The sequence below is a fragment of the Burkholderia sp. Ac-20349 genome, from assembly GCF_017104865.1.
Lineage (GTDB): Bacteria > Pseudomonadota > Gammaproteobacteria > Burkholderiales > Burkholderiaceae > Burkholderia > Burkholderia aenigmatica.
Genome location: NZ_JAAGPM010000157.1, coordinates 1 through 17,365 on the forward strand (window position 1 = coordinate 1; position 17,365 = coordinate 17,365).

Consider the following 17,365-nt stretch of genomic DNA (forward strand, 5'->3'; position numbering starts at 1 on the left):
GGCCTGCTCGACGCCGTACAGCGTGGCGATGACGGGATGACGGGCGAGACGCGCGCCCAGCGACTTGTCCATGACGTTTACCGGTCGACTTGCGGGCCAGTCTCGTCGCCGAGACCGAGCTTGCCGGACTGGTGGGACTATCTCGCGAAGGCGAGCGACGGCAAGGGCGACGTGCTGGCGCGGCGCCGCGCGCTCGCGGAGAAGCTCGCGCTCGACGGCGCATGGCCGTCGGCGATTCGCCAACTGAAGGATGCGCGCGACGCGAAGGACGTGTCGTTCTACGAGCAGTCGATGATCGGCGCGCGGCTGCTGGAATTCGAGGCGCGCTACAAGGAAGAGCGCGAGGACGAGAAGAACGGCCGCGGGTAGCGGCCGCGACGCGGCAAACGCGGGTGAAGCCGCCGCGGGTCAGGTACCGCCGCCTGCCGCACCGCGCGCCTGTTGCGCGGGGCTTGCGACGTAGCCGAACCGGGCGGGGACGTCCGCGCAGACGATGCTGCCGAGCGGCAGCGTGCAGCCGTCGCGCCAGCGCAGCACGGGCGGCGCGGCATCGAAATCCGCGTGATCGGCGAACAGCCCGAGATCGTGATCGTGCAGCGCCGCGATGCGCGGCGGCGTGCCGGCCGCGCGAAACAGCACGCCACCCGCGTCGTCGAGCCAGGCCTCGTCCGGTTCGAACGGCGTGCCGGTCTGGTCGGCGAGCGTGAGCTGCCCGTCGCGCTCGGCGAGCCGGACGACCCACGGCGTATAGGCGAGCTCGACGTACACGCGCTGCGGCCCGTTCTGGAAGAACCACTGGCCCTGCGCATCGCATTCGTAGTTGCGGCCGATGAACGCGTTCAGCGCCGCATGGCGGATCGGCGAGCCGAGCTCGCCGGCCGCCTGCGCCGCGTCGTCGCGCAGCCGCCATTCGCCGCGCCGGTCGAGCAGCAGCCAGCCGGTACAGTGCGGCACGTTCGGCCATTTGGCGAGGGCCTGCCGGACGATGTCATCCATGGTCGACGAATTTGGAGCAATAGCCGAACACCCGCGCCGACAGCCAGTCGAGGCGGCCGGGGAACGGCCCGGTCATGAATCCCGCGTGCCCGCCGGCCGCGGGCTGGTCGAGCTCGACGGCCGGCGATACGTCGGCCGGGCCGGGCAGCGCCGATTCAGGCAGGAACGGGTCGTTGCGGGCGTTGAGGAGCAGCGTCGGCACGTCGATCGCGGGCAGCAGCGGCCGTGTCGTCGCCTTGGTCCAGTAGTCGTCCGCATCCGCGAAACCGTGCAGCGGCGCGGTCACGATCTCGTCGAAGTCGCGCATCGTCACGGCCTGCAGCATCGCTTCGCGGTCGAACAGCCCCGGGTACTGGTCGAGCTTCGCGAGCGCCTTGCGCTTGAGGGTCTTCAGGAAGCTGCGCGTGTAGACCATCGCAAAGCCTTGCGACAGCGCGCGCCCGCCGGCGTGCACGTCGATCGGCGTCGAGATCGCGGCGGCGGCACGCAGGATCGACGTGTCGCTGCGATGCTCGCCGAGCCAGCGCAGCAGCACATTGCCGCCGAGCGACACGCCGGCCGCGACCAGCGGCCCGCGATGCTGCGCGGCGAGCCGGCGCAGGATCCAGTCGACTTCGGCACTGTCGGCGAGATGGTAGAAGCGCGGCTGGCGGTTGATCTCGCCGCTGCAACTGCGGAAGTGCGGCACGACGGCGTGCCAGCCCTTCGCGCGCGCGGCGGCCATCATCGCGAGCGCATAGTGCGAGCCGGAGCTGCCTTCGAGGCCGTGGAACAGCACGAACAGCGGCGCATCGGGCGCCGGCGCCGCGCTGTCGAGATGCGCGACCCAGTCGAGATCGATGAAGTCGTGGTCGGGGGTTTCCCATCGCTCTCGTCGGTAAGCGACGACGGGGCGTCGCGCGAACAGCGCGGGCACGATGGTTTGCGCATGGCTGTTGGGCAGCCAGCGTGGTGCGCGATAGCGCAGTGTGTCGTCGTCGGGGGCCGGGGCCCCGGTCAGCGGCGAGGTGGGCGGAGAAGCCGTACTCATGATCGCCCCGCGTATGCGTTGCTTCGTCTTTTCGTCAGTGCAGCGGACCCTGCCCGTGACGGATCTTCGCGGCGAATTGTCCGGCCGCTTGTTCAGGAATCGGGCTCGCGTGAATATGTGCGATGCGCCACTCGCCGCGTTCGTGAATCATCACGTACGTGGCGAAAACCATGTCGGGTTCGGCCGTCAGGTCGGCCTGCTGATGCGCTTCGGCGATCGTATAGACGACCGTGCCGAGGCTGTCGTACACGCGGATGTCGAGCGGCTCGATCGTCACGGGGCGCGTGGCGAGCCGGTTGGCGAGCCCGCTGCGGATCTGGTCGAGGCCGTGCAGATGCTCGCCGTCCGCCCATACGCAGCTGGCGAAATCCTCGTCGATCCACAATCCCAGCAGCGCGTCGAGATTGGCATCGGCGACGGCCTGGTAGTAGGCGTTCAGCGTATCGGCGGCGGCTTCGAAGAGGCGGGCAAAACGTGGCATCGGGGTTATCTCTCGCGCGCGTCGCGCGCCGTATTCAGCACGGCGGCCCGGATGGAGCCGCCGTACACCGGTGAATCGGATTGCCCGGCGCGTCGTGCGACGCTGCCGGCCAGGGTCAGCGTTGCCCGACGAGCATGCCGCGCAAATCGCCGAATACCTGCTCGGGACCGAGTTCGCGCAGGCACTTCAGGTGGCCGAGCGGGCACTCGCGTTCGAAGCAGGGACTGCATTCGAGATGAAGCCATTGTACCTTCGCCAGATCCGACAGCGGAGGGGTGTGGCGCGGATCGGTCGATCCGTACAGCGCGACGAGCGGCCGGCGTAGCGCGGCCGCCACGTGCATCAGCCCCGAATCGTTGGTGACGACCGCGTTCGCACGCGCGATCAGCGCACACGCTTCCGACAGCGACGTCTGCCCGCACAGGTTGCGCACGTTCGGCGCGTGGTCGGCGATGGCCTGCGCGGCCGCCGCATCCTTCTGCGAGCCGAGCGCGACGATCTGCGTGTACGGGAACGACTGGTGGACGATGTTGGCGAGCGACGCGAAGTGCTCGGGCGGCCAGCGCTTGGCCGGGCCGTATTCCGCGCCGGGGCAGAACACGACGAGCGGCTTGCGCGTGTCGAGATTGAAGCGCGCGGACACGCGCGCCGTCTCGTTCAGGTCGGCGTCGAGGCGCGGCGGCGGCAGCGTCTTCATCGACTCGGGCAGCTTCGCGCCCGGCGCGTACGCGAGCGCCGCGTAGTGGGCCGTCATCGGCGGCCGCTCGCCCGACTTGTCGGGGTTCGCGTGCCGCACGTTCAGCAGCCCGTAGCGGTGCTCGCCCGTGTAGCCGACCCGCAGCGGGATGTTCGCGAGCCACGGGATCACCGCGGACTTCAGCGAATTCGGCAGCACGTACGCCGCGTCGTAGCCGACGTCGCGCAGGTCGCTCGCGAGCTGCCAGCGGCGCAGCATCTGCAGCTTGCCGTGCGCGAGATCGGTCGCGTAGACATCGTGGATCTCCGGCATCCGCTCGAGCACGGGCGCGACCCACGAGGGCGCGACGGCATCGATTGCGATGCGGGGATGGTTTTTCTTCAGCAGCGCAAAAAGCGGCTGCGCCATCAATGCGTCACCGATCCAGTTCGGTGCGATAACCAGCGCTCGACGCATCAGGTCGACTTCCGATGTCGTAATGAAGCACGGCGCTCAGGCGCCGCGTTCGGGTTGCCAGAATGGAGAAGGGCGGCGCGCCGGGGATCCGGCCGCGCCGCCTTGCGGGTCGGCGGGCCTGCAAGCCTGCAGGCCCGGCCGCCGGGGCTCAGTGGCCCTTGACGACCTCGCCGTCGCGCAGCTTGTAGCGCGTGCCGCAGTACGGGCAGCGCGCCTCGCCGTGCGAGACGTCGATGAAGACGCGCGGGTGCGCGCTCCAGCGTGCCATGGCCGGGTTCGGGCAGTACGCGGGAAGATCCTTGGCCGTCAGCTCGACCAGCGGCATTTCCTTGATTTCACTCATGAGACTTTCTCTTATCACTCTTTTGTGGGGCGGTCGGTGGCGCGGCGCGCTCAGACCTTCGTCAGCCAGTGCGCGTACTTCGCGTTCTTGCCCGACACGATATCGAAAAACGCCGACTGGAGCTTTTCGGTGATCGGGCCGCGCGCGCCGCTGCCGATCGTGCGGTTGTCGAGCTCGCGGATCGGCGTGACTTCGGCGGCCGTGCCGGTGAAGAACGCTTCGTCTGCCGTGTAGACCTCGTCGCGCGTGATGCGCTTCTCGATCACTTCGATGCCGGCGTCGCGCGCGAGCGTGATGATCGTGTCGCGGGTGATGCCGTCCAGGCACGACGCGAGATCGGGCGTGTACAGCTTGCCGTTGTTCACGAGGAAGAAGTTCTCGCCGGAGCCTTCCGACACGTAGCCGTCGACGTCGAGCAGCAGTGCCTCGTCGTAGCCGTCGGCGGTCGCTTCCTGGTTCGCGAGGATCGAGTTCACGTACCAGCCCGACGCCTTCGCGCGCACCATCGACACGTTCACGTGGTGACGCGTGAACGACGACGTCTTCACGCGGATGCCCTTCGCGAGCCCGTCCTCGCCGAGGTACGCACCCCACGGCCACGCGGCGATCGCGACGTGGATCGTGTTGCCCTTGGCCGACACGCCGAGCTTTTCCGAACCGACCCAGATGATCGGGCGCAGGTAGCACGACTCGAGCTTGTTCTCGCGCACGACTTCGAGTTGCGCGGCTTCGAGCGTTTCCTGGTCGAACGGCACGTCCATCTGGAAGATCTTTGCCGAATTCAGCAGACGTTTCGTGTGCTCGCGCAGGCGGAAGATCGCGGTGCTGCCATCGGCCGTCTTGTATGCGCGCACGCCTTCGAAGACGCCCATGCCGTAGTGCAGCGTGTGGGTCAGGACGTGGATCGTGGCATCGCGCCAGTCGATCAGCTTGCCGTCCTTCCAGATCTTGCCGTCGCGGTCGGCCATTGACATAGGATTCTCCTGGAAGCAGTGAGGTGCAGCGGGTTATGTGCAGCGTTGAGCCGGAAAGACGCTTATTTTAGCGTCATTTGGCGTCAACCCGGTCGGTCGGCGCGGGGCCGGCGCTATAATCGCCCGGTACCGATTCCAATAATGACGGGCCGTGCCGGCAGGAGGCGCCGCCGCCCCGACGAACCGCCCGCTGCGGCCCGTTTCCCATGCTCGCTCGATTGTCCGCCACCGACCGCTTCGCGCTGATCCAGGGCGCACGCGACTATTCCCCGACGTTGATGGCGATTTTCTCGTGGGGGCTCGTCACGGGCATCGCGATGAGCAAGTCGGTGATGACGCTCGGGCAGGCGAGCGCGATGTCGCTGCTGGTCTACGCGGGCTCGTCGCAGCTCGCGGTGCTGCCGCTGCTCGCCGCAAAGCTGCCGATCTGGACCATCCTGCTCACGGCCGCGATGGTCAACACGCGCTTCGTGATCTTCAGCGCCGGGCTCGCCCCCCATTTCTCCTACCTGCCGCTGTGGCGGCGCCTCGCAATCGGCTATTTCAACGGCGACGTGATCTACCTGCTGTTCCAGAAGCAGGGCTTCGCGAACGGCTACGTGCCGGGCAAGGAAGCGTACTTCTGGGGGATGGCGCTCGCGAGCTGGGCGTCGTGGCAGGTGTCGTCGCTCGCCGGCATCCTGCTCGCGAGCTTCTTTCCCGCGAGCTGGGGGCTGGAGCTGGCCGGCACGCTCGCGCTGATCCCGATCATGGTGTCGGCGGTCGCGAACCGCTCGACGCTCGCGGCCGTCGCGGTGGCCGGCGTCGTGTCGCTCGTCGCGTTCGACCTGCCGTACCGGCTCGCGCTGCCGCTCGCGGTGCTCGCCGCGCTCGCGGCCGGCAGCATGGCCGACTTCTTCGTCGAGCGGGCCGACTGGCGGCGCATCCGCACCGAAACCGTGCATGACAAGGAAATCGAATGAGCGCGACCGACATCTGGATCGTCATCATCGGGATGACGATCGTCACGGCGGTCACGCGCGCGCTGTTCCTGATCGGCGGCGAGCGCACCGTGCTGCCCGAGCGCGCCCAGCGCGCGATGCGCTACGCGCCGGCGGCGGCGCTGGTCGCCGTCGTGCTGCCCGACGTGCTCGAAACGCCGGCCGGGCTGTCGTTCGCGCTGTCCAACCATCCGTTCTACGCGGCGCTCGCCGGCCTCGGCTGGTTCTTGTGGCGGCGCAGCATGCTCGGCACGATCGTCGTCGGGATGCTCGTGTTTACCGTACTGCGCCTGATCTTCTGATGAACCGCCCGTGCAGGCCCGCCGGGCACCGGCCGCTTGCGCGGGTGCATTGCTGCGTTGCGGCAATGTGTCCATTCCCGCGCGCGATCCCAAATAGGCGGAATTCGCCGCCCGCGGGGCAGTCTGCCGGGTGGATCGGCTAGAATGCCCGTTCGAGATTTTTTACCCGTGCGCGTCATGCGAACCGCCAGCCACGGCCGCATCCGGCGCCCTTTCGCGGCAGCCCGCGCACGTCCAGCGTGAACCCCCTTTCCCCATCCACTACTTCAATCTGTTCAACATGAGCCAAGTCAAGCGTCTTACCGACCTGATCGCCGCCGGCCAGCTCGCCGGCAAGCGGGTATTCATCCGCGCCGACCTGAACGTCCCGCAGGACGACCAGGGCAACATCACCGAAGACACGCGCGTGCGCGCGTCCGTGCCGGCCATCCAGGCCGCGCTCGACGCCGGCGCGGCCGTGATGGTCACGTCGCACCTCGGTCGCCCGACCGAAGGCGAATTCAAGCCGGAAGATTCGCTCGCGCCGGTCGCGAAGCGCCTCGCCGAGCTGCTCGGCCGTGACGTGCCGCTCGTCTCGAACTGGGTCGAGAACGGTGTGAACGTCGCGCCGGGCCAGGTCGTGCTGCTCGAGAACTGCCGCGTGAACAAGGGCGAGAAGAAGAATTCGGACGAGCTCGCGCAAAAGATGGCGAAGCTCTGCGACGTGTACGTGAACGACGCGTTCGGCACCGCGCACCGCGCGGAAGCGACCACCCACGGGATCGCGAAGTACGCGCCGGTCGCGTGCGCGGGCCCGCTGCTGGCCGCCGAACTCGACGCGCTCGGCAAGGCGCTCGGCAACCCGGCCCGCCCGCTGGTGGCGATCGTCGCCGGCTCGAAGGTGTCGACCAAGCTCACGATCCTGAAGTCGCTGGCCGGCAAGGTCGACCAGCTGATCGTCGGCGGCGGCATCGCGAACACGTTCATGCTCGCGGCCGGCCTGTCGATCGGCAAGTCGCTCGCGGAAGCCGACCTCGTCAACGAAGCGAAGGCGATCATCGACGAAGCGCGCGAGCGCGGCGCATCGGTGCCGATCCCGACCGACGTCGTGACGGCCAAGGAATTCTCGCCGACGGCCGTGGCCACGGTGAAGCAGGTCGCCGACATCGAAGCGGACGACATGATCCTCGACATCGGCCCGGATACCGCCAAGGCGCTCGCGAGCCAGCTCGAGAAGGCCGGCACGATCGTGTGGAACGGCCCGGTCGGCGTGTTCGAGTTCGACCAGTTCGGCAACGGTACCAAGACGCTCGCGGAAGCGATCGCCAAATCGTCCGCGTTCTCGATCGCGGGCGGCGGCGACACGCTCGCGGCCATCGCGAAGTACGGCATCCATGACCAGGTCAGCTACATCTCGACGGGCGGCGGTGCCTTCCTCGAGTTCCTCGAGGGGAAGAAGCTGCCGGCAGTGGAAGTGCTGGAAACGCGGGCGGCCTGAGCGTGGCGGCGCGCGCAGGGGTGACGAAGGCCGCGCGCTCCGCGAAAGCGGAGCAGCCGGCCGGCGCGGGCAAGCGCAAACGCGCGCCCGCGCGGGCGAACACCGCCCCGCGCGCACCGGCGGCCGCCGGCGACGCGGCCGAGCAGCACCACGAGATTCAGAACAAAGCGATGCCGGGCGCAAGCACCGGCACGCCCCCCGGAACGGCCGCCGCTGGGCCTGCCGCTTCCGGCTCTCGCAGCGTTTCACCCAGCGCATCCACCTTGATCCAGATGAGGAGTTTCATGCAGCGCGCCACCAAGATAGTCGCCACGATCGGCCCGGCTTCCAGTTCGCCGGAGATTCTGCTGCAGATGATGCAGGCGGGCCTCGACGTCGTGCGGCTCAATTTTTCGCACGGCACGGCCGACGATCACCGCCAGCGCGCCGAGATGGTGCGCGAGGCCGCCCGCAGGGTCGGCCGCGAGATCGCGATCATGGCCGACCTCCAGGGCCCGAAGATCCGCGTCGGCAAGTTCGAGAACGGCAAGACGACGCTCGAGCCGGGCCAGTCCTTCATCCTCGACGCGGGCTGCGAGATGGGCAACGACGAGCGCGTCGGGCTCGACTACAAGGAACTGCCGCGTGACCTGCGCACGGGCGACCTGCTGCTGCTGAACGACGGCCTGATCGTGCTGACCGTCGAGCGCGTGCTCGGCGACGAGATCCACACGATCGTCAAGGTGGGCGGCGAGCTGTCGAACAACAAGGGCATCAACCGCCAGGGCGGCGGCCTGTCGGCGCCTGCGCTGACCGCGAAGGACATGGAAGACATCCGCACCGCGATGTCGCTCGGCGCGGACCTGGTGGCCGTGTCGTTCCCGAAGAACGCGACCGACATGGAAATGGCGCGCCAGCTCGCGAACATCGCGGGCGCGCCGTACGGCATCAAGCCGAAGATGATCGCGAAGATCGAGCGCGCGGAAGCGATTCCGGCGCTGCAGAGCATTCTCGACGCGTCCGACGGCATCATGGTCGCGCGCGGCGACCTCGCGGTGGAAGTGGGCAACGCGGCCGTGCCGGCGCTGCAGAAGCGCATGATCCGGATGGCGCGCGAGTCGAACAAGCTCGTGATCACCGCGACGCAGATGATGGAATCGATGATCCACGCGCCGGTGCCGACGCGCGCGGAAGTGTCGGACGTCGCGAACGCGGTGCTCGACGGCACCGACGCGGTGATGCTGTCGGCCGAGACGGCCGCCGGCAAGTACCCGGTCGTCACGATCGAGACGATGGCGGCCGTGTGCGTCGAGGCGGAAAAGTCGGAACACGTCGAGCTGGACAAGGATTTCCTCGACCGCACGTTCACGCGGATCGACCAGTCGATCGCGATGGGCGCGCTGTTCACCGCGTACCACCTCGGTGCGAAGGCGATCGTCGCGCTGACCGAATCGGGCGCGACCGCGCTGTGGATGTCGCGCCACTACACGCACGTGCCGATCTTCGCGCTGACGCCGCGCGTCGGCAGCGAGCGCACGATGGCGCTGTACCGCAACGTGACGCCGCTGCACGTCGACTTCAACAGCGACCGCGATTCGGCGCTGCAGGCGGCGCTCGAAATCGTCGTCAAGCAGGGCTACGTGCAGCACGGCGACATGGTCGTGCTGACCGTCGGCGAGCCGATGGGGCAGGCGGGCGGCACCAACACGCTGAAGATCGTGCGGGTCGGCGAGCACTATTGAGCACCGGCCGGGCAGCTGCCCGGCCCAAAAACCGGCGGCCGAGGCAATCGGGCCCCGATTTTTGACGAAAGCCGCGCGGGGTCGCATGCCCCGCGCGGTTTTTTTTCTTTTTTTGCCCGCTTTGTGCCGTGCGAACGTAACAAATTGCGAGTGGGCGCCACCGGGCGGTCGGAATCGGAGGCGCTTCGCGATAAAATGCGGCTATTCGACGCTCAGCCGCGCCGCGCCACCCCGGGTTCGAACGGGAGCGAGCGCCGCGCCGGCGTCAGGGCGCACCGGTTTTCATTCCAAGGAGTTCCACAATGCCTCTCGTATCAATGCGTCAATTGCTGGACCACGCGGCAGAGCACGGTTACGGCCTGCCGGCCTTCAACGTGAACAACCTGGAGCAGGTCCAGGCGATCATGGCGGCGGCGGACCAGGTCGGCGCACCCGTGATCATGCAGGCATCGGCCGGCGCGCGTAAGTATGCGGGCGAGCCGTTCCTGCGCCACCTGATCGAAGCAGCGGTCGAGTCGTATCCGCACATCCCGGTCGTGATGCACCAGGATCACGGCCAGTCGCCGGCGGTCTGCATGGCCGCGATCCGCAGCGGCTTCACCAGCGTGATGATGGACGGTTCGCTCGAAGCCGACGGCAAGACGGTCGCGTCGTACGAATACAACGTCGACGTGTCGCGCAAGGTCGTCGAGATGGCGCACTCGATCGGCGTGACGGTCGAAGCAGAACTCGGCGTGCTCGGCTCGCTCGAGACGATGAAGGGCGACAAGGAAGACGGCCACGGCGCGGAAGGCACGATGACCCGCGAGCAGCTGCTGACCGATCCGGAGCAGGCCGCCGACTTCGTGAAGCTCACGCAGTGCGATGCACTCGCGATCGCAATCGGTACGTCGCACGGCGCGTACAAGTTCTCGAAGAAGCCGACGGGCGACATCCTGTCGATCCAGCGCATCAAGGAAATCCACGCGCGCATTCCGAACACCCACCTCGTGATGCACGGTTCGTCGTCGGTGCCGCAGGAACTGCTGGCCGAGATCCGTGAATTCGGCGGCGACATGAAGGAAACCTACGGCGTGCCGGTCGAGGAAATCCAGGAAGGCATCAAGCACGGCGTGCGCAAGATCAACATCGACACCGACCTGCGTCTCGCGATCACCGGTGCGATCCGCCGCTACCTGTTCGAGAACCCGGGCAAGTTCGATCCGCGCGACTACCTGAAGCCCGCGCGTGAAGCGGCGAAGCAGGTGTGCGTCGACCGCTACCTCGCGTTCGGCTGCGAAGGCCAGGCCGGCAAGATCAAGCCGGTGTCGCTCGACAAGATCGCCGAGCAGTACAAGTCCGGTGCGCTCGCACAGGTCGTGCGCTAAGACTGTAGTACGATTGCCGCGCCGAAAGGCAACGGCAAGGCTGTCCGGCCGGATCTGATCCGACCCCGCAGCCGTTCCGTCCGGCCGAACGAGGGCCGGCCGGCAACCGCCCGGGCGCTGTCGCCCGGCCGGTTCGCCGACGTATTGCAAGACCGCCGTTCCCGCCTGCCGCGGGGAACGGCGTTTCCCTTTTTGTTTGGCTCCTTATCTGCGAAAAGACGATGTCTACCCTCTACGAATCCACGCTCCGCTCGCTGCCGCTCCTCGGTCGCGGCAAGGTCCGCGATAACTACGCGGTCGGCAACGACAAGCTCCTGATCGTCACGACCGACCGTCTGTCGGCATTCGACGTGGTGATGGGCGAGCCGATTCCGAACAAGGGCCGCGTGCTGAACCAGATGGCGAACTTCTGGTTCGACAAGCTCGCGCACATCGTGCCGAACCACCTGACGGGCGACGCGCCGGAAGCGGTCGTCGCGGCCGACGAGGTCGAGCAGGTCAAGGGCCGTGGCGTGGTCGTCAAGCGACTCGAGCCGATCATGATCGAAGCGGTCGTGCGCGGCTACCTGGCCGGCAGCGGCTGGAAGGAATACCAGGCGTCGGGCGCCGTGTGCGGCGTGCAGCTGCCGGAAGGCCTGCAGAACGCGCAGAAGCTGCCCGAGCCGATCTTCACGCCGGCCGCGAAGGCCGAGATGGGCGAGCACGACGAGAACATCACGTTCGAGGAAACCGAGCGCCGCATCGGCACCGAGCTGGCCGCGACGATCCGCGACATCTCGATCAAGCTGTACAAGGAAGCGGCCGACTACGCGGCGACGCGCGGCATCATCATCGCCGACACGAAGTTCGAATTCGGCCTCGACAACCACGGCAAGCTGTACCTGATGGACGAAGCGCTGACGGCCGATTCGTCGCGCTTCTGGCCGGCCGACCAGTACCAGGTCGGCACGAACCCGCCGTCGTTCGACAAGCAGTTCGTGCGCGACTGGCTCGAGGCGCAGCCGTGGGGCAAGACGGCGCCGGCGCCGGCGCTGCCGGCCGACGTCGTCGAGAAGACGGCCGCGAAGTACCAGGAAGCGCTCGAGCGCATCACGGGCCAGGCGCTCGCCTGAGCGGGGATCAGAACACATGAGCGAAGTTCAGACTGCCCACACGCACAGCGCGCCGCTCGTCGGCGTGCTGATGGGTTCGAGTTCCGATTGGGACGTGATGAAGCATGCGGTTGCCATCCTGCAGGAATTCGGCGTGCCGTACGAAGCGAAGGTCGTGTCCGCGCACCGGATGCCCGACGAAATGTTCGACTATGCGGAGAAAGCGCGTGAGCGCGGGCTGCGCGCGATCATCGCGGGCGCCGGCGGCGCCGCGCACCTGCCCGGCATGCTGGCCGCGAAAACCACGGTGCCGGTGCTCGGCGTGCCGGTCGCGAGCAAGTACCTGAAGGGTGTCGATTCGCTGCACTCGATCGTGCAGATGCCGAAAGGCGTGCCGGTCGCGACGTTCGCGATCGGCGAGGCCGGCGCCGCGAATGCCGCGCTGTTCGCGGTGTCGATCCTGTCCGGCAACTCGGTCGACTATGCGAACCGGCTCGCCGCGTTCCGCGTGCGCCAGAACGAAGCCGCGCACGCGATGGTGCTGCCGCCGCTGGAATGACGGCGCACCGGCGGCCGCGCGTCGCGGCTGCCTGACCTCCCCACTGCGGCGGGCAGCGCCCGCCGCGACCGACCACTGACATGACCGCAACTCCTGATTCCGTTTCCCCGATCCTGCCCGGCGCGTGGCTGGGCATGGTCGGCGGTGGCCAGCTCGGCCGCATGTTCTGCTTTGCCGCCCAGTCGATGGGCTATCGCGTCGCCGTGCTCGATCCCGATCCGACGAGCCCCGCCGGCGCGGTCGCCGACCGCCACCTGCGCGCTGCGTATGACGACGAAGCCGCGCTCGCCGAACTGGCCGACCTGTGCGAGGCTGTTTCGACGGAGTTCGAGAACGTGCCGGCCGCGAGCCTCGATTGCCTCGCGCGCACGACCTTCGTCGCGCCGGCCGGCCGCTGCGTCGCGGTCGCGCAGGACCGGATCGCGGAGAAGCGCTTCATCGAAGCGTCGGGCGTGCCCGTTGCACCGCACGTCGTGATCGAATCGTCGGCGGCACTCGCCGCGCTCGACGATGCTGCGCTCGACGCGGTGCTGCCGGGCATCCTGAAGACGGCGCGCCTGGGCTACGACGGCAAGGGCCAGGTGCGCGTGAGCACCGCGCAGGAAGCGCGCGACGCGCATGCGGCGCTGAACGGCGTGCCGTGCGTGCTCGAGAAGCGCCTGCCGCTGAAATACGAAGTGTCGGCGCTGATCGCGCGCGGCGCGGACGGCCGCTCGGCCGCGTTCCCGCTCGCGCAGAACGTGCATCACAACGGCATTCTCGCGCTGACGGTCGTTCCGGCGCCGGCGGCCGATGCCGCGCGCGTCGAAGAGGCGCAGCAGGCGGCCGTGCGGATCGCCGATACGCTCGGCTATGTCGGCGTGCTGTGCGTCGAATTCTTCGTGCTGGAAGACGGCTCGTTCGTCGCGAACGAAATGGCGCCGCGCCCGCACAACTCCGGCCACTACACGGTCGACGCGTGCGCCACGAGCCAGTTCGAGCAGCAGGTGCGCGCGATGACGCGCATGCCGCTCGGCAACCCGCGCCAGCATTCGCCGGCCGCGATGCTGAACATCCTCGGCGACGTGTGGTTCCCGAACGGTGCGGCGGCCGATGCCGTCACGCCGCCGTGGGACACGGTCGCGGCGATGCCGGCCGCGCACCTGCACCTGTACGGCAAGGAAGACGCGCGCGTCGGCCGCAAGATGGGCCATGTGAACTTCACGGCCGAAACGCGCGACGAAGCCGTTGCCGCGGCCACCGCGTGCGCGCAGCTGCTGCGCGTGCCGCTCGACTGAGGCGCCAGCCGATGTCCATCGATCTCCCGAACTCCGTGACGGCCGCGCAGATCGACGCGGCCGCCGCGCTGCTCGACGCGGGCCAGCTCGTCGCCTTTCCGACCGAAACCGTCTACGGGCTCGGCGGCGACGCGGCGAATCCCGAGGCCGTCGCGCGCATCTACGCGGCGAAAGGGCGGCCCGCGAATCATCCGGTGATCGTGCACCTGCCGCCGGGCGGCGATCCCGGCTACTGGGCCGACGCGCTGCCGGCCGACGCGCAGGCGTTGATCGATGCGTTCTGGCCGGGCCCGCTGACGCTGATCCTGAAGCGCCATGCGCGCATTCCGGACGCCGTGAGCGGCGGGCAGGATTCGGTCGGGCTGCGTTGCCCGTCGCATCCGGTCGCGCAGGCGCTGCTGGCCGCGTTCAGTGCGCGGCGGGGCGGACATGGCGGCGTGGCCGCGCCGTCCGCGAACCGGTTCGGCCATGTGAGCCCGACCACCGCGCAGCACGTGCGCGACGAATTTGGCGACACCGTGCACGTGCTCGACGGCGGCGCATCGGAAGTCGGTATCGAGTCGACGATTCTCGACCTGTCGCGCGGCTTCCCGGCGCTGCTGCGTCCGGGCCACGTGACGCCGCAGCAGATCGCCGACGTGCTCGGTCGCGCACCGCGGCTGCCGGACGGCAGCGATGCGACCGCGCCGCGTGCGTCGGGCACGCTGAAAGCGCATTACGCGCCGCGCACGCCGCTCGCGCTGCTGCCGTTCGATGCGCTCGAGCCGTTGCTCGCGGCCGCGCAGACCGACGGCGAACGCGTCGCGCTCGTTGCACGCGCATCGCGCGCGGGACGCTGGGCGCAGGCCGACGGCGTGCATTTCGTCGCGGCGCCGGAAGATCCGTCCGCGTATGCGCGTGAGCTGTACGGGATGCTGCGTGCGCTCGACCACGCGCAGGTCGCGCGGATTCTCGTCGAGAAGCTGCCCGAGACCGTCGAATGGATCGCGGTCAACGACCGGCTCGGCCGTGCGGCCGCGGCGTTCGAAGCGACCGAATGACGAAGGTGCGCGGCTGACGCGACCGTCGCCGCGCCGGTTGCCCCGCGCATGAAAAAACGCCCGACCGGCGAACCGGTCGGGCGTTTTCGTTTGGGCGCGTGGCCGGCGGCTTACTTGCCGACGCCCGACGCCGCGATCTTCGACTGGACGAACTGCGCGAACAGCGCGTACAGATGCGTGGTCGGGTGGACCGTGTCGGCGAACATGTAGGTCTGGTCCGCGTTGGCGGCCGTGTAGGTCTGCGGCGAGCAGAACAGCGACGAGCCGAATGCGGTTGCGTTCGCGACGCCGTATTGCGTGGCTGCCGCGACCATCGCCTTCAGGTTGCACCCGGTATCGGTGTTCGATACGGTGAAGCCGTTCGCCTGGTAGTTCGCGAGGATGCCGTCCTGCCACGTGAACGTGTCCATCAGCACGAACTTGGTCGTATCGACCTTGAGCGCCTGCAGCGTCGCGGCGAGCGTGCCGTTGAACAGCATCGACAGTTGCGTGAGGGTCGTCTGCGAGCCGCCTTGCAGCGCGAGCGGCGTGCCGCCGATGTCCGGCACGTTCGACACGAACACGTGGGTCGCGCCGGCGGCGACGATCTGCTGAACGATGCCGGCAAGCTGCTGCGCGGCCAGCCCGATGTTCTGCTGCAGTTGCGTCGGCGTGATCGCGCCCGCCTGCAGCGCCGCGACCTGATAGAAGATGTCGTTTGCGCCGCCGTTGAGCAGCACGATCTGGCCCGCGTTGAAGCTGCCGTGCTGCGACACGTATTGCTTGACCTGGTCGGCGATCGGCATCGTGGTCGCCTGTGCGTAGTCCGCGTTCGGCACGCTCGCGTCCGCGTGGCCGATGCCCGGCTGCTGCGTCACGCGTGCGCCGCCCTGAGCGTAGCCGAGGCCGCCGGTGGCCTGCAGCGGCACGCCGAAACCGCCCTGGTTGGCCGGCTGCAGCGTGTCGCCGTAATACTGCGCGACGTCCTGCGTCCACACCTGGCCGGGGTTCGTCGTGAAGCGGCCGCCGCCGAAGCCGAGCTTGATCTGCGAGTAGGTGCCGGCGTCGGACAGGCTGTCACCGAACGACACGATCTGCATTTTCACGCCCGACGGCGGCGTGTTCGACGCGCTGTTGTTGTCGTCACCGCCGCCACCGCACGCGGCGAGCAGCGCGAGCGCGGCGCCGGCGATCGCGACTTGCGCGGTGCGCAGCATGCGTTGCCGGGTGCGGGTAGGTGCGTGTTGTTGTGTCTGCATCGTTCGATCTCCTCGTAGATATGGCCTGATGTGTTTCTCATCTGCCGCGTGCCTGCTCGGTTCCGGGCTGCGCGGCGGCCGTTGGCTGAAACGGTTTATTGGTCGCGCGCAGCCGCAAGCGGCACGGTGCGCGGATCGGGGTTCGCGGCCTCGGCAATCTGCGCATGATAAGCGCTCGCCCATTCAGGCGGGCCGAAAATCGCGCGCAGCTTGTTGCGCCAGCCGTCGACGCGCAACGCGTCGCCGGCCATCGATAGCCACTCGTGGAACGTCGCGACGAGCGGGTTGTTCGAGCCGAGCCGTTCGACGATCCCGTACTGCGGCGGATCGTCGGGCGTTTCCTCGACATAGCTGCCGAACAGGCGATCCCAGATCACAAGGACGCCTGCGTAATTGCGGTCGATATAGCGCGGATTGCGCGCATGATGCGCGCGGTGGATCGACGGCGTGTTCAGCACGTATTCGAGCCAGCCGAGCTTGCCGATCGCCTGCGTGTGCACGAAGAACTGGAACGCGAGGTTGATCAGCACGATGCCGACGACCTGTTGCGGCGGAAAGCCGGCGAACGCGAGCGGCAGCCAGAACACCCACATCCCCGCGACGGGGTACATCAGGCTCTGGCGGAACGCGGTCGAGAAATTCATCCGCTCGGACGAGTGGTGCACGACGTGCGCGGCCCACAGCCAGCGCACGCGATGGCTCGCGCGATGAAACACGTAGTAGAGGAAATCCTGCGCGACGAACAGCACTGCGAACGACAGCCAGCCGTCGTGCCACGTGACCAGGCGATAGTGCTGGTAGCAGTACGCATAAACGGGGATCACGAACAGCCATGCGAGCTTGTCGGCGCCCTGGTGCATCAGCGCGAGCGCCGCGTTGCACAGCGTGTCGCGCCACGCATAGACATGGTCCTGCGCACGAGTGCGGGCGAGGTGCCAGGCCTCCCACGCGATGCAGAGCAGGAAGACGGGCGCCAGCGCGAGCAGAAGCAATTCGACGTCGAATCGCATGGGCGTGTCTCCTTCTTTCCCCTGCAAGCCGTGAGGCCGGGCGTGTGGCCCGTTGTAGATATCAGTCAGGCCAACAGCCTACGCAATCGCCACGCGCTAGGCGAGGGGGGAGCGTAGAGGGTTCCCTCTGAGGACAGGGTTTCTACGGAAACCGCGCGGCGCGGGGCCGGGCGGTGCGGCCCTGTTTTATGGGCACGGTTGGCGCGCGGTGCGTTGCGCACCGGTGGCGGCGACCGTTTCAAACCGGGGAGGGCGGAATTTCGTGTGCGGCGGCCCCGGCAGGCAGGTCGGAAGCGCGTCGTGTATGGAAAGGGGTGTGACCGGTT

Annotated in this window: 18 protein-coding genes and 1 pseudogene; 10 read left to right on the plus strand and 9 right to left on the minus strand. The window is 68.2% G+C overall.

The features are described from left to right. A pseudogene (locus tag G3N61_RS32945) lies at positions 1 to 369 on the plus strand (hypothetical protein); the annotation flags it as partial. Between the two features lie 39 nt (positions 370 to 408). On the opposite strand, the gene G3N61_RS32950 reads toward G3N61_RS32945, so the two are convergent. The 6 genes from G3N61_RS32950 to G3N61_RS32975 all read right to left on the minus strand — a co-directional run bounded on the left by G3N61_RS32950 (position 409) and on the right by G3N61_RS32975 (position 4,977). Next, positions 409 to 996, minus strand: coding sequence for a DUF2946 family protein (locus tag G3N61_RS32950; protein WP_205824488.1), 588 nt, complete (start codon positions 994 to 996; stop codon positions 409 to 411). Further along, positions 989 to 2,026 (minus strand): hydrolase, encoded by a 1,038-nt coding sequence (locus G3N61_RS32955; RefSeq protein ID WP_205824489.1) that lies wholly within the window; start codon positions 2,024 to 2,026, stop codon positions 989 to 991. The genes G3N61_RS32950 and G3N61_RS32955 overlap by 8 nt, the downstream gene beginning before the upstream one ends. Positions 2,027 to 2,060: 34 nt before the next feature. Further along, positions 2,061 to 2,507 carry a nuclear transport factor 2 family protein gene (locus tag G3N61_RS32960; protein ID WP_006749968.1) on the minus strand — a complete coding sequence of 149 codons (447 nt, stop codon included), beginning with the start codon at positions 2,505 to 2,507 and terminating at the stop codon, positions 2,061 to 2,063. A gap of 115 nt (positions 2,508 to 2,622) precedes the next feature. Further along, positions 2,623 to 3,660, minus strand: coding sequence for a lipopolysaccharide heptosyltransferase II (gene waaF, locus G3N61_RS32965; RefSeq protein WP_043190244.1), 1,038 nt, complete (start codon positions 3,658 to 3,660; stop codon positions 2,623 to 2,625). A 148-nt stretch (positions 3,661 to 3,808) separates the two neighbouring features. Further along, positions 3,809 to 4,003, minus strand: a complete 195-nt coding sequence (locus G3N61_RS32970) for a zinc-finger domain-containing protein (RefSeq protein WP_006749970.1) — start codon at positions 4,001 to 4,003, stop codon at positions 3,809 to 3,811. Positions 4,004 to 4,053: 50 nt separating this feature from the next. Continuing rightward, a complete protein-coding gene (locus tag G3N61_RS32975; RefSeq protein ID WP_089451211.1) occupies positions 4,054 to 4,977 on the minus strand; it encodes a branched-chain amino acid transaminase in 924 nt (307 codons plus the stop codon). A 206-nt stretch (positions 4,978 to 5,183) separates the two neighbouring features. On the opposite strand from G3N61_RS32975, the gene G3N61_RS32980 reads away from it, so the two are divergent. The 3 genes from G3N61_RS32980 to G3N61_RS32990 all read left to right on the plus strand — a co-directional run bounded on the left by G3N61_RS32980 (position 5,184) and on the right by G3N61_RS32990 (position 7,736). Further along, a complete protein-coding gene (locus tag G3N61_RS32980) occupies positions 5,184 to 5,939 on the plus strand; it encodes an AzlC family ABC transporter permease (RefSeq protein WP_043190241.1) in 756 nt (251 codons plus the stop codon). After that, positions 5,936 to 6,259: an AzlD domain-containing protein gene (locus G3N61_RS32985; protein WP_043190239.1), complete on the plus strand. Its 324-nt coding sequence runs from the start codon at positions 5,936 to 5,938 to the stop codon at positions 6,257 to 6,259. The genes G3N61_RS32980 and G3N61_RS32985 overlap by 4 nt, the downstream gene beginning before the upstream one ends. Before the next feature lie 280 nt (positions 6,260 to 6,539). Next, a complete protein-coding gene (locus G3N61_RS32990; protein WP_011353068.1) occupies positions 6,540 to 7,736 on the plus strand; it encodes a phosphoglycerate kinase in 1,197 nt (398 codons plus the stop codon). 157 nt (positions 7,737 to 7,893) lie between these two features. On the opposite strand, the gene G3N61_RS40165 is transcribed toward G3N61_RS32990, so the two are convergent. Then, entirely contained in the window at positions 7,894 to 8,022 is a 129-nt protein-coding gene (locus G3N61_RS40165) for a hypothetical protein (protein ID WP_021164118.1), read from the minus strand. Between G3N61_RS40165 and pyk the strand changes: the two genes are divergently transcribed. From pyk to G3N61_RS33020, 6 genes are all read left to right on the plus strand, one after another. Further along, positions 8,021 to 9,457, plus strand: a complete 1,437-nt coding sequence (gene pyk, locus G3N61_RS32995) for a pyruvate kinase (RefSeq protein WP_043190263.1) — start codon at positions 8,021 to 8,023, stop codon at positions 9,455 to 9,457. The genes G3N61_RS40165 and pyk overlap by 2 nt on opposite strands. 302 nt (positions 9,458 to 9,759) lie before the next feature. Then, positions 9,760 to 10,824, plus strand: coding sequence for a class II fructose-bisphosphate aldolase (gene fba / locus G3N61_RS33000; RefSeq protein ID WP_011353066.1), 1,065 nt, complete (start codon positions 9,760 to 9,762; stop codon positions 10,822 to 10,824). A gap of 221 nt (positions 10,825 to 11,045) precedes the next feature. Beyond that, entirely contained in the window at positions 11,046 to 11,936 is an 891-nt protein-coding gene (locus tag G3N61_RS33005) for a phosphoribosylaminoimidazolesuccinocarboxamide synthase (protein ID WP_043190234.1), read from the plus strand. A 16-nt stretch (positions 11,937 to 11,952) separates the two neighbouring features. Then, positions 11,953 to 12,474, plus strand: a complete 522-nt coding sequence (purE, locus tag G3N61_RS33010) for a 5-(carboxyamino)imidazole ribonucleotide mutase (protein ID WP_039360624.1) — start codon at positions 11,953 to 11,955, stop codon at positions 12,472 to 12,474. A gap of 80 nt (positions 12,475 to 12,554) precedes the next feature. Continuing rightward, on the plus strand, positions 12,555 to 13,751 hold the full coding sequence (locus G3N61_RS33015) for a 5-(carboxyamino)imidazole ribonucleotide synthase (protein WP_043190230.1): 1,197 nt from the start codon (positions 12,555 to 12,557) through the stop codon (positions 13,749 to 13,751). Positions 13,752 to 13,762: 11 nt separating this feature from the next. After that, complete coding sequence (locus G3N61_RS33020) at positions 13,763 to 14,791, plus strand: L-threonylcarbamoyladenylate synthase (protein ID WP_089451209.1); 1,029 nt, start codon at positions 13,763 to 13,765, stop codon at positions 14,789 to 14,791. 110 nt (positions 14,792 to 14,901) lie between these two features. On the opposite strand, the gene G3N61_RS33025 is transcribed toward G3N61_RS33020, so the two are convergent. Next, positions 14,902 to 16,029: an SGNH/GDSL hydrolase family protein gene (locus G3N61_RS33025; RefSeq protein ID WP_043190225.1), complete on the minus strand. Its 1,128-nt coding sequence runs from the start codon at positions 16,027 to 16,029 to the stop codon at positions 14,902 to 14,904. Positions 16,030 to 16,124: 95 nt separating this feature from the next. After that, positions 16,125 to 17,039, minus strand: a complete 915-nt coding sequence (locus G3N61_RS33030) for a sterol desaturase family protein (protein WP_205824490.1) — start codon at positions 17,037 to 17,039, stop codon at positions 16,125 to 16,127. Positions 17,040 to 17,365: the final 326 nt, after the last annotated feature.

Coding starts and splice junctions, on each gene's coding strand:
- G3N61_RS32950 (WP_205824488.1), bottom strand. CDS start 996: ATGGATGACATCGTCCGGCAGGCCCTCGCCAAATGGCCGAACGTGCCG.
- G3N61_RS32955 (WP_205824489.1), bottom strand. CDS start 2,026: ATGAGTACGGCTTCTCCGCCCACCTCGCCGCTGACCGGGGCCCCGGCC.
- G3N61_RS32960 (WP_006749968.1), bottom strand. CDS start 2,507: ATGCCACGTTTTGCCCGCCTCTTCGAAGCCGCCGCCGATACGCTGAAC.
- waaF (WP_043190244.1), bottom strand. CDS start 3,660: ATGCGTCGAGCGCTGGTTATCGCACCGAACTGGATCGGTGACGCATTG.
- G3N61_RS32970 (WP_006749970.1), bottom strand. CDS start 4,003: ATGAGTGAAATCAAGGAAATGCCGCTGGTCGAGCTGACGGCCAAGGAT.
- G3N61_RS32975 (WP_089451211.1), bottom strand. CDS start 4,977: ATGTCAATGGCCGACCGCGACGGCAAGATCTGGAAGGACGGCAAGCTG.
- G3N61_RS32980 (WP_043190241.1), top strand. CDS start 5,184: ATGCTCGCTCGATTGTCCGCCACCGACCGCTTCGCGCTGATCCAGGGC.
- G3N61_RS32985 (WP_043190239.1), top strand. CDS start 5,936: ATGAGCGCGACCGACATCTGGATCGTCATCATCGGGATGACGATCGTC.
- G3N61_RS32990 (WP_011353068.1), top strand. CDS start 6,540: ATGAGCCAAGTCAAGCGTCTTACCGACCTGATCGCCGCCGGCCAGCTC.
- pyk (WP_043190263.1), top strand. CDS start 8,021: ATGCAGCGCGCCACCAAGATAGTCGCCACGATCGGCCCGGCTTCCAGT.
- G3N61_RS40165 (WP_021164118.1), bottom strand. CDS start 8,022: ATGAAACTCCTCATCTGGATCAAGGTGGATGCGCTGGGTGAAACGCTG.
- fba (WP_011353066.1), top strand. CDS start 9,760: ATGCCTCTCGTATCAATGCGTCAATTGCTGGACCACGCGGCAGAGCAC.
- G3N61_RS33005 (WP_043190234.1), top strand. CDS start 11,046: ATGTCTACCCTCTACGAATCCACGCTCCGCTCGCTGCCGCTCCTCGGT.
- purE (WP_039360624.1), top strand. CDS start 11,953: ATGAGCGAAGTTCAGACTGCCCACACGCACAGCGCGCCGCTCGTCGGC.
- G3N61_RS33015 (WP_043190230.1), top strand. CDS start 12,555: ATGACCGCAACTCCTGATTCCGTTTCCCCGATCCTGCCCGGCGCGTGG.
- G3N61_RS33020 (WP_089451209.1), top strand. CDS start 13,763: ATGTCCATCGATCTCCCGAACTCCGTGACGGCCGCGCAGATCGACGCG.
- G3N61_RS33025 (WP_043190225.1), bottom strand. CDS start 16,029: ATGCAGACACAACAACACGCACCTACCCGCACCCGGCAACGCATGCTG.
- G3N61_RS33030 (WP_205824490.1), bottom strand. CDS start 17,039: ATGCGATTCGACGTCGAATTGCTTCTGCTCGCGCTGGCGCCCGTCTTC.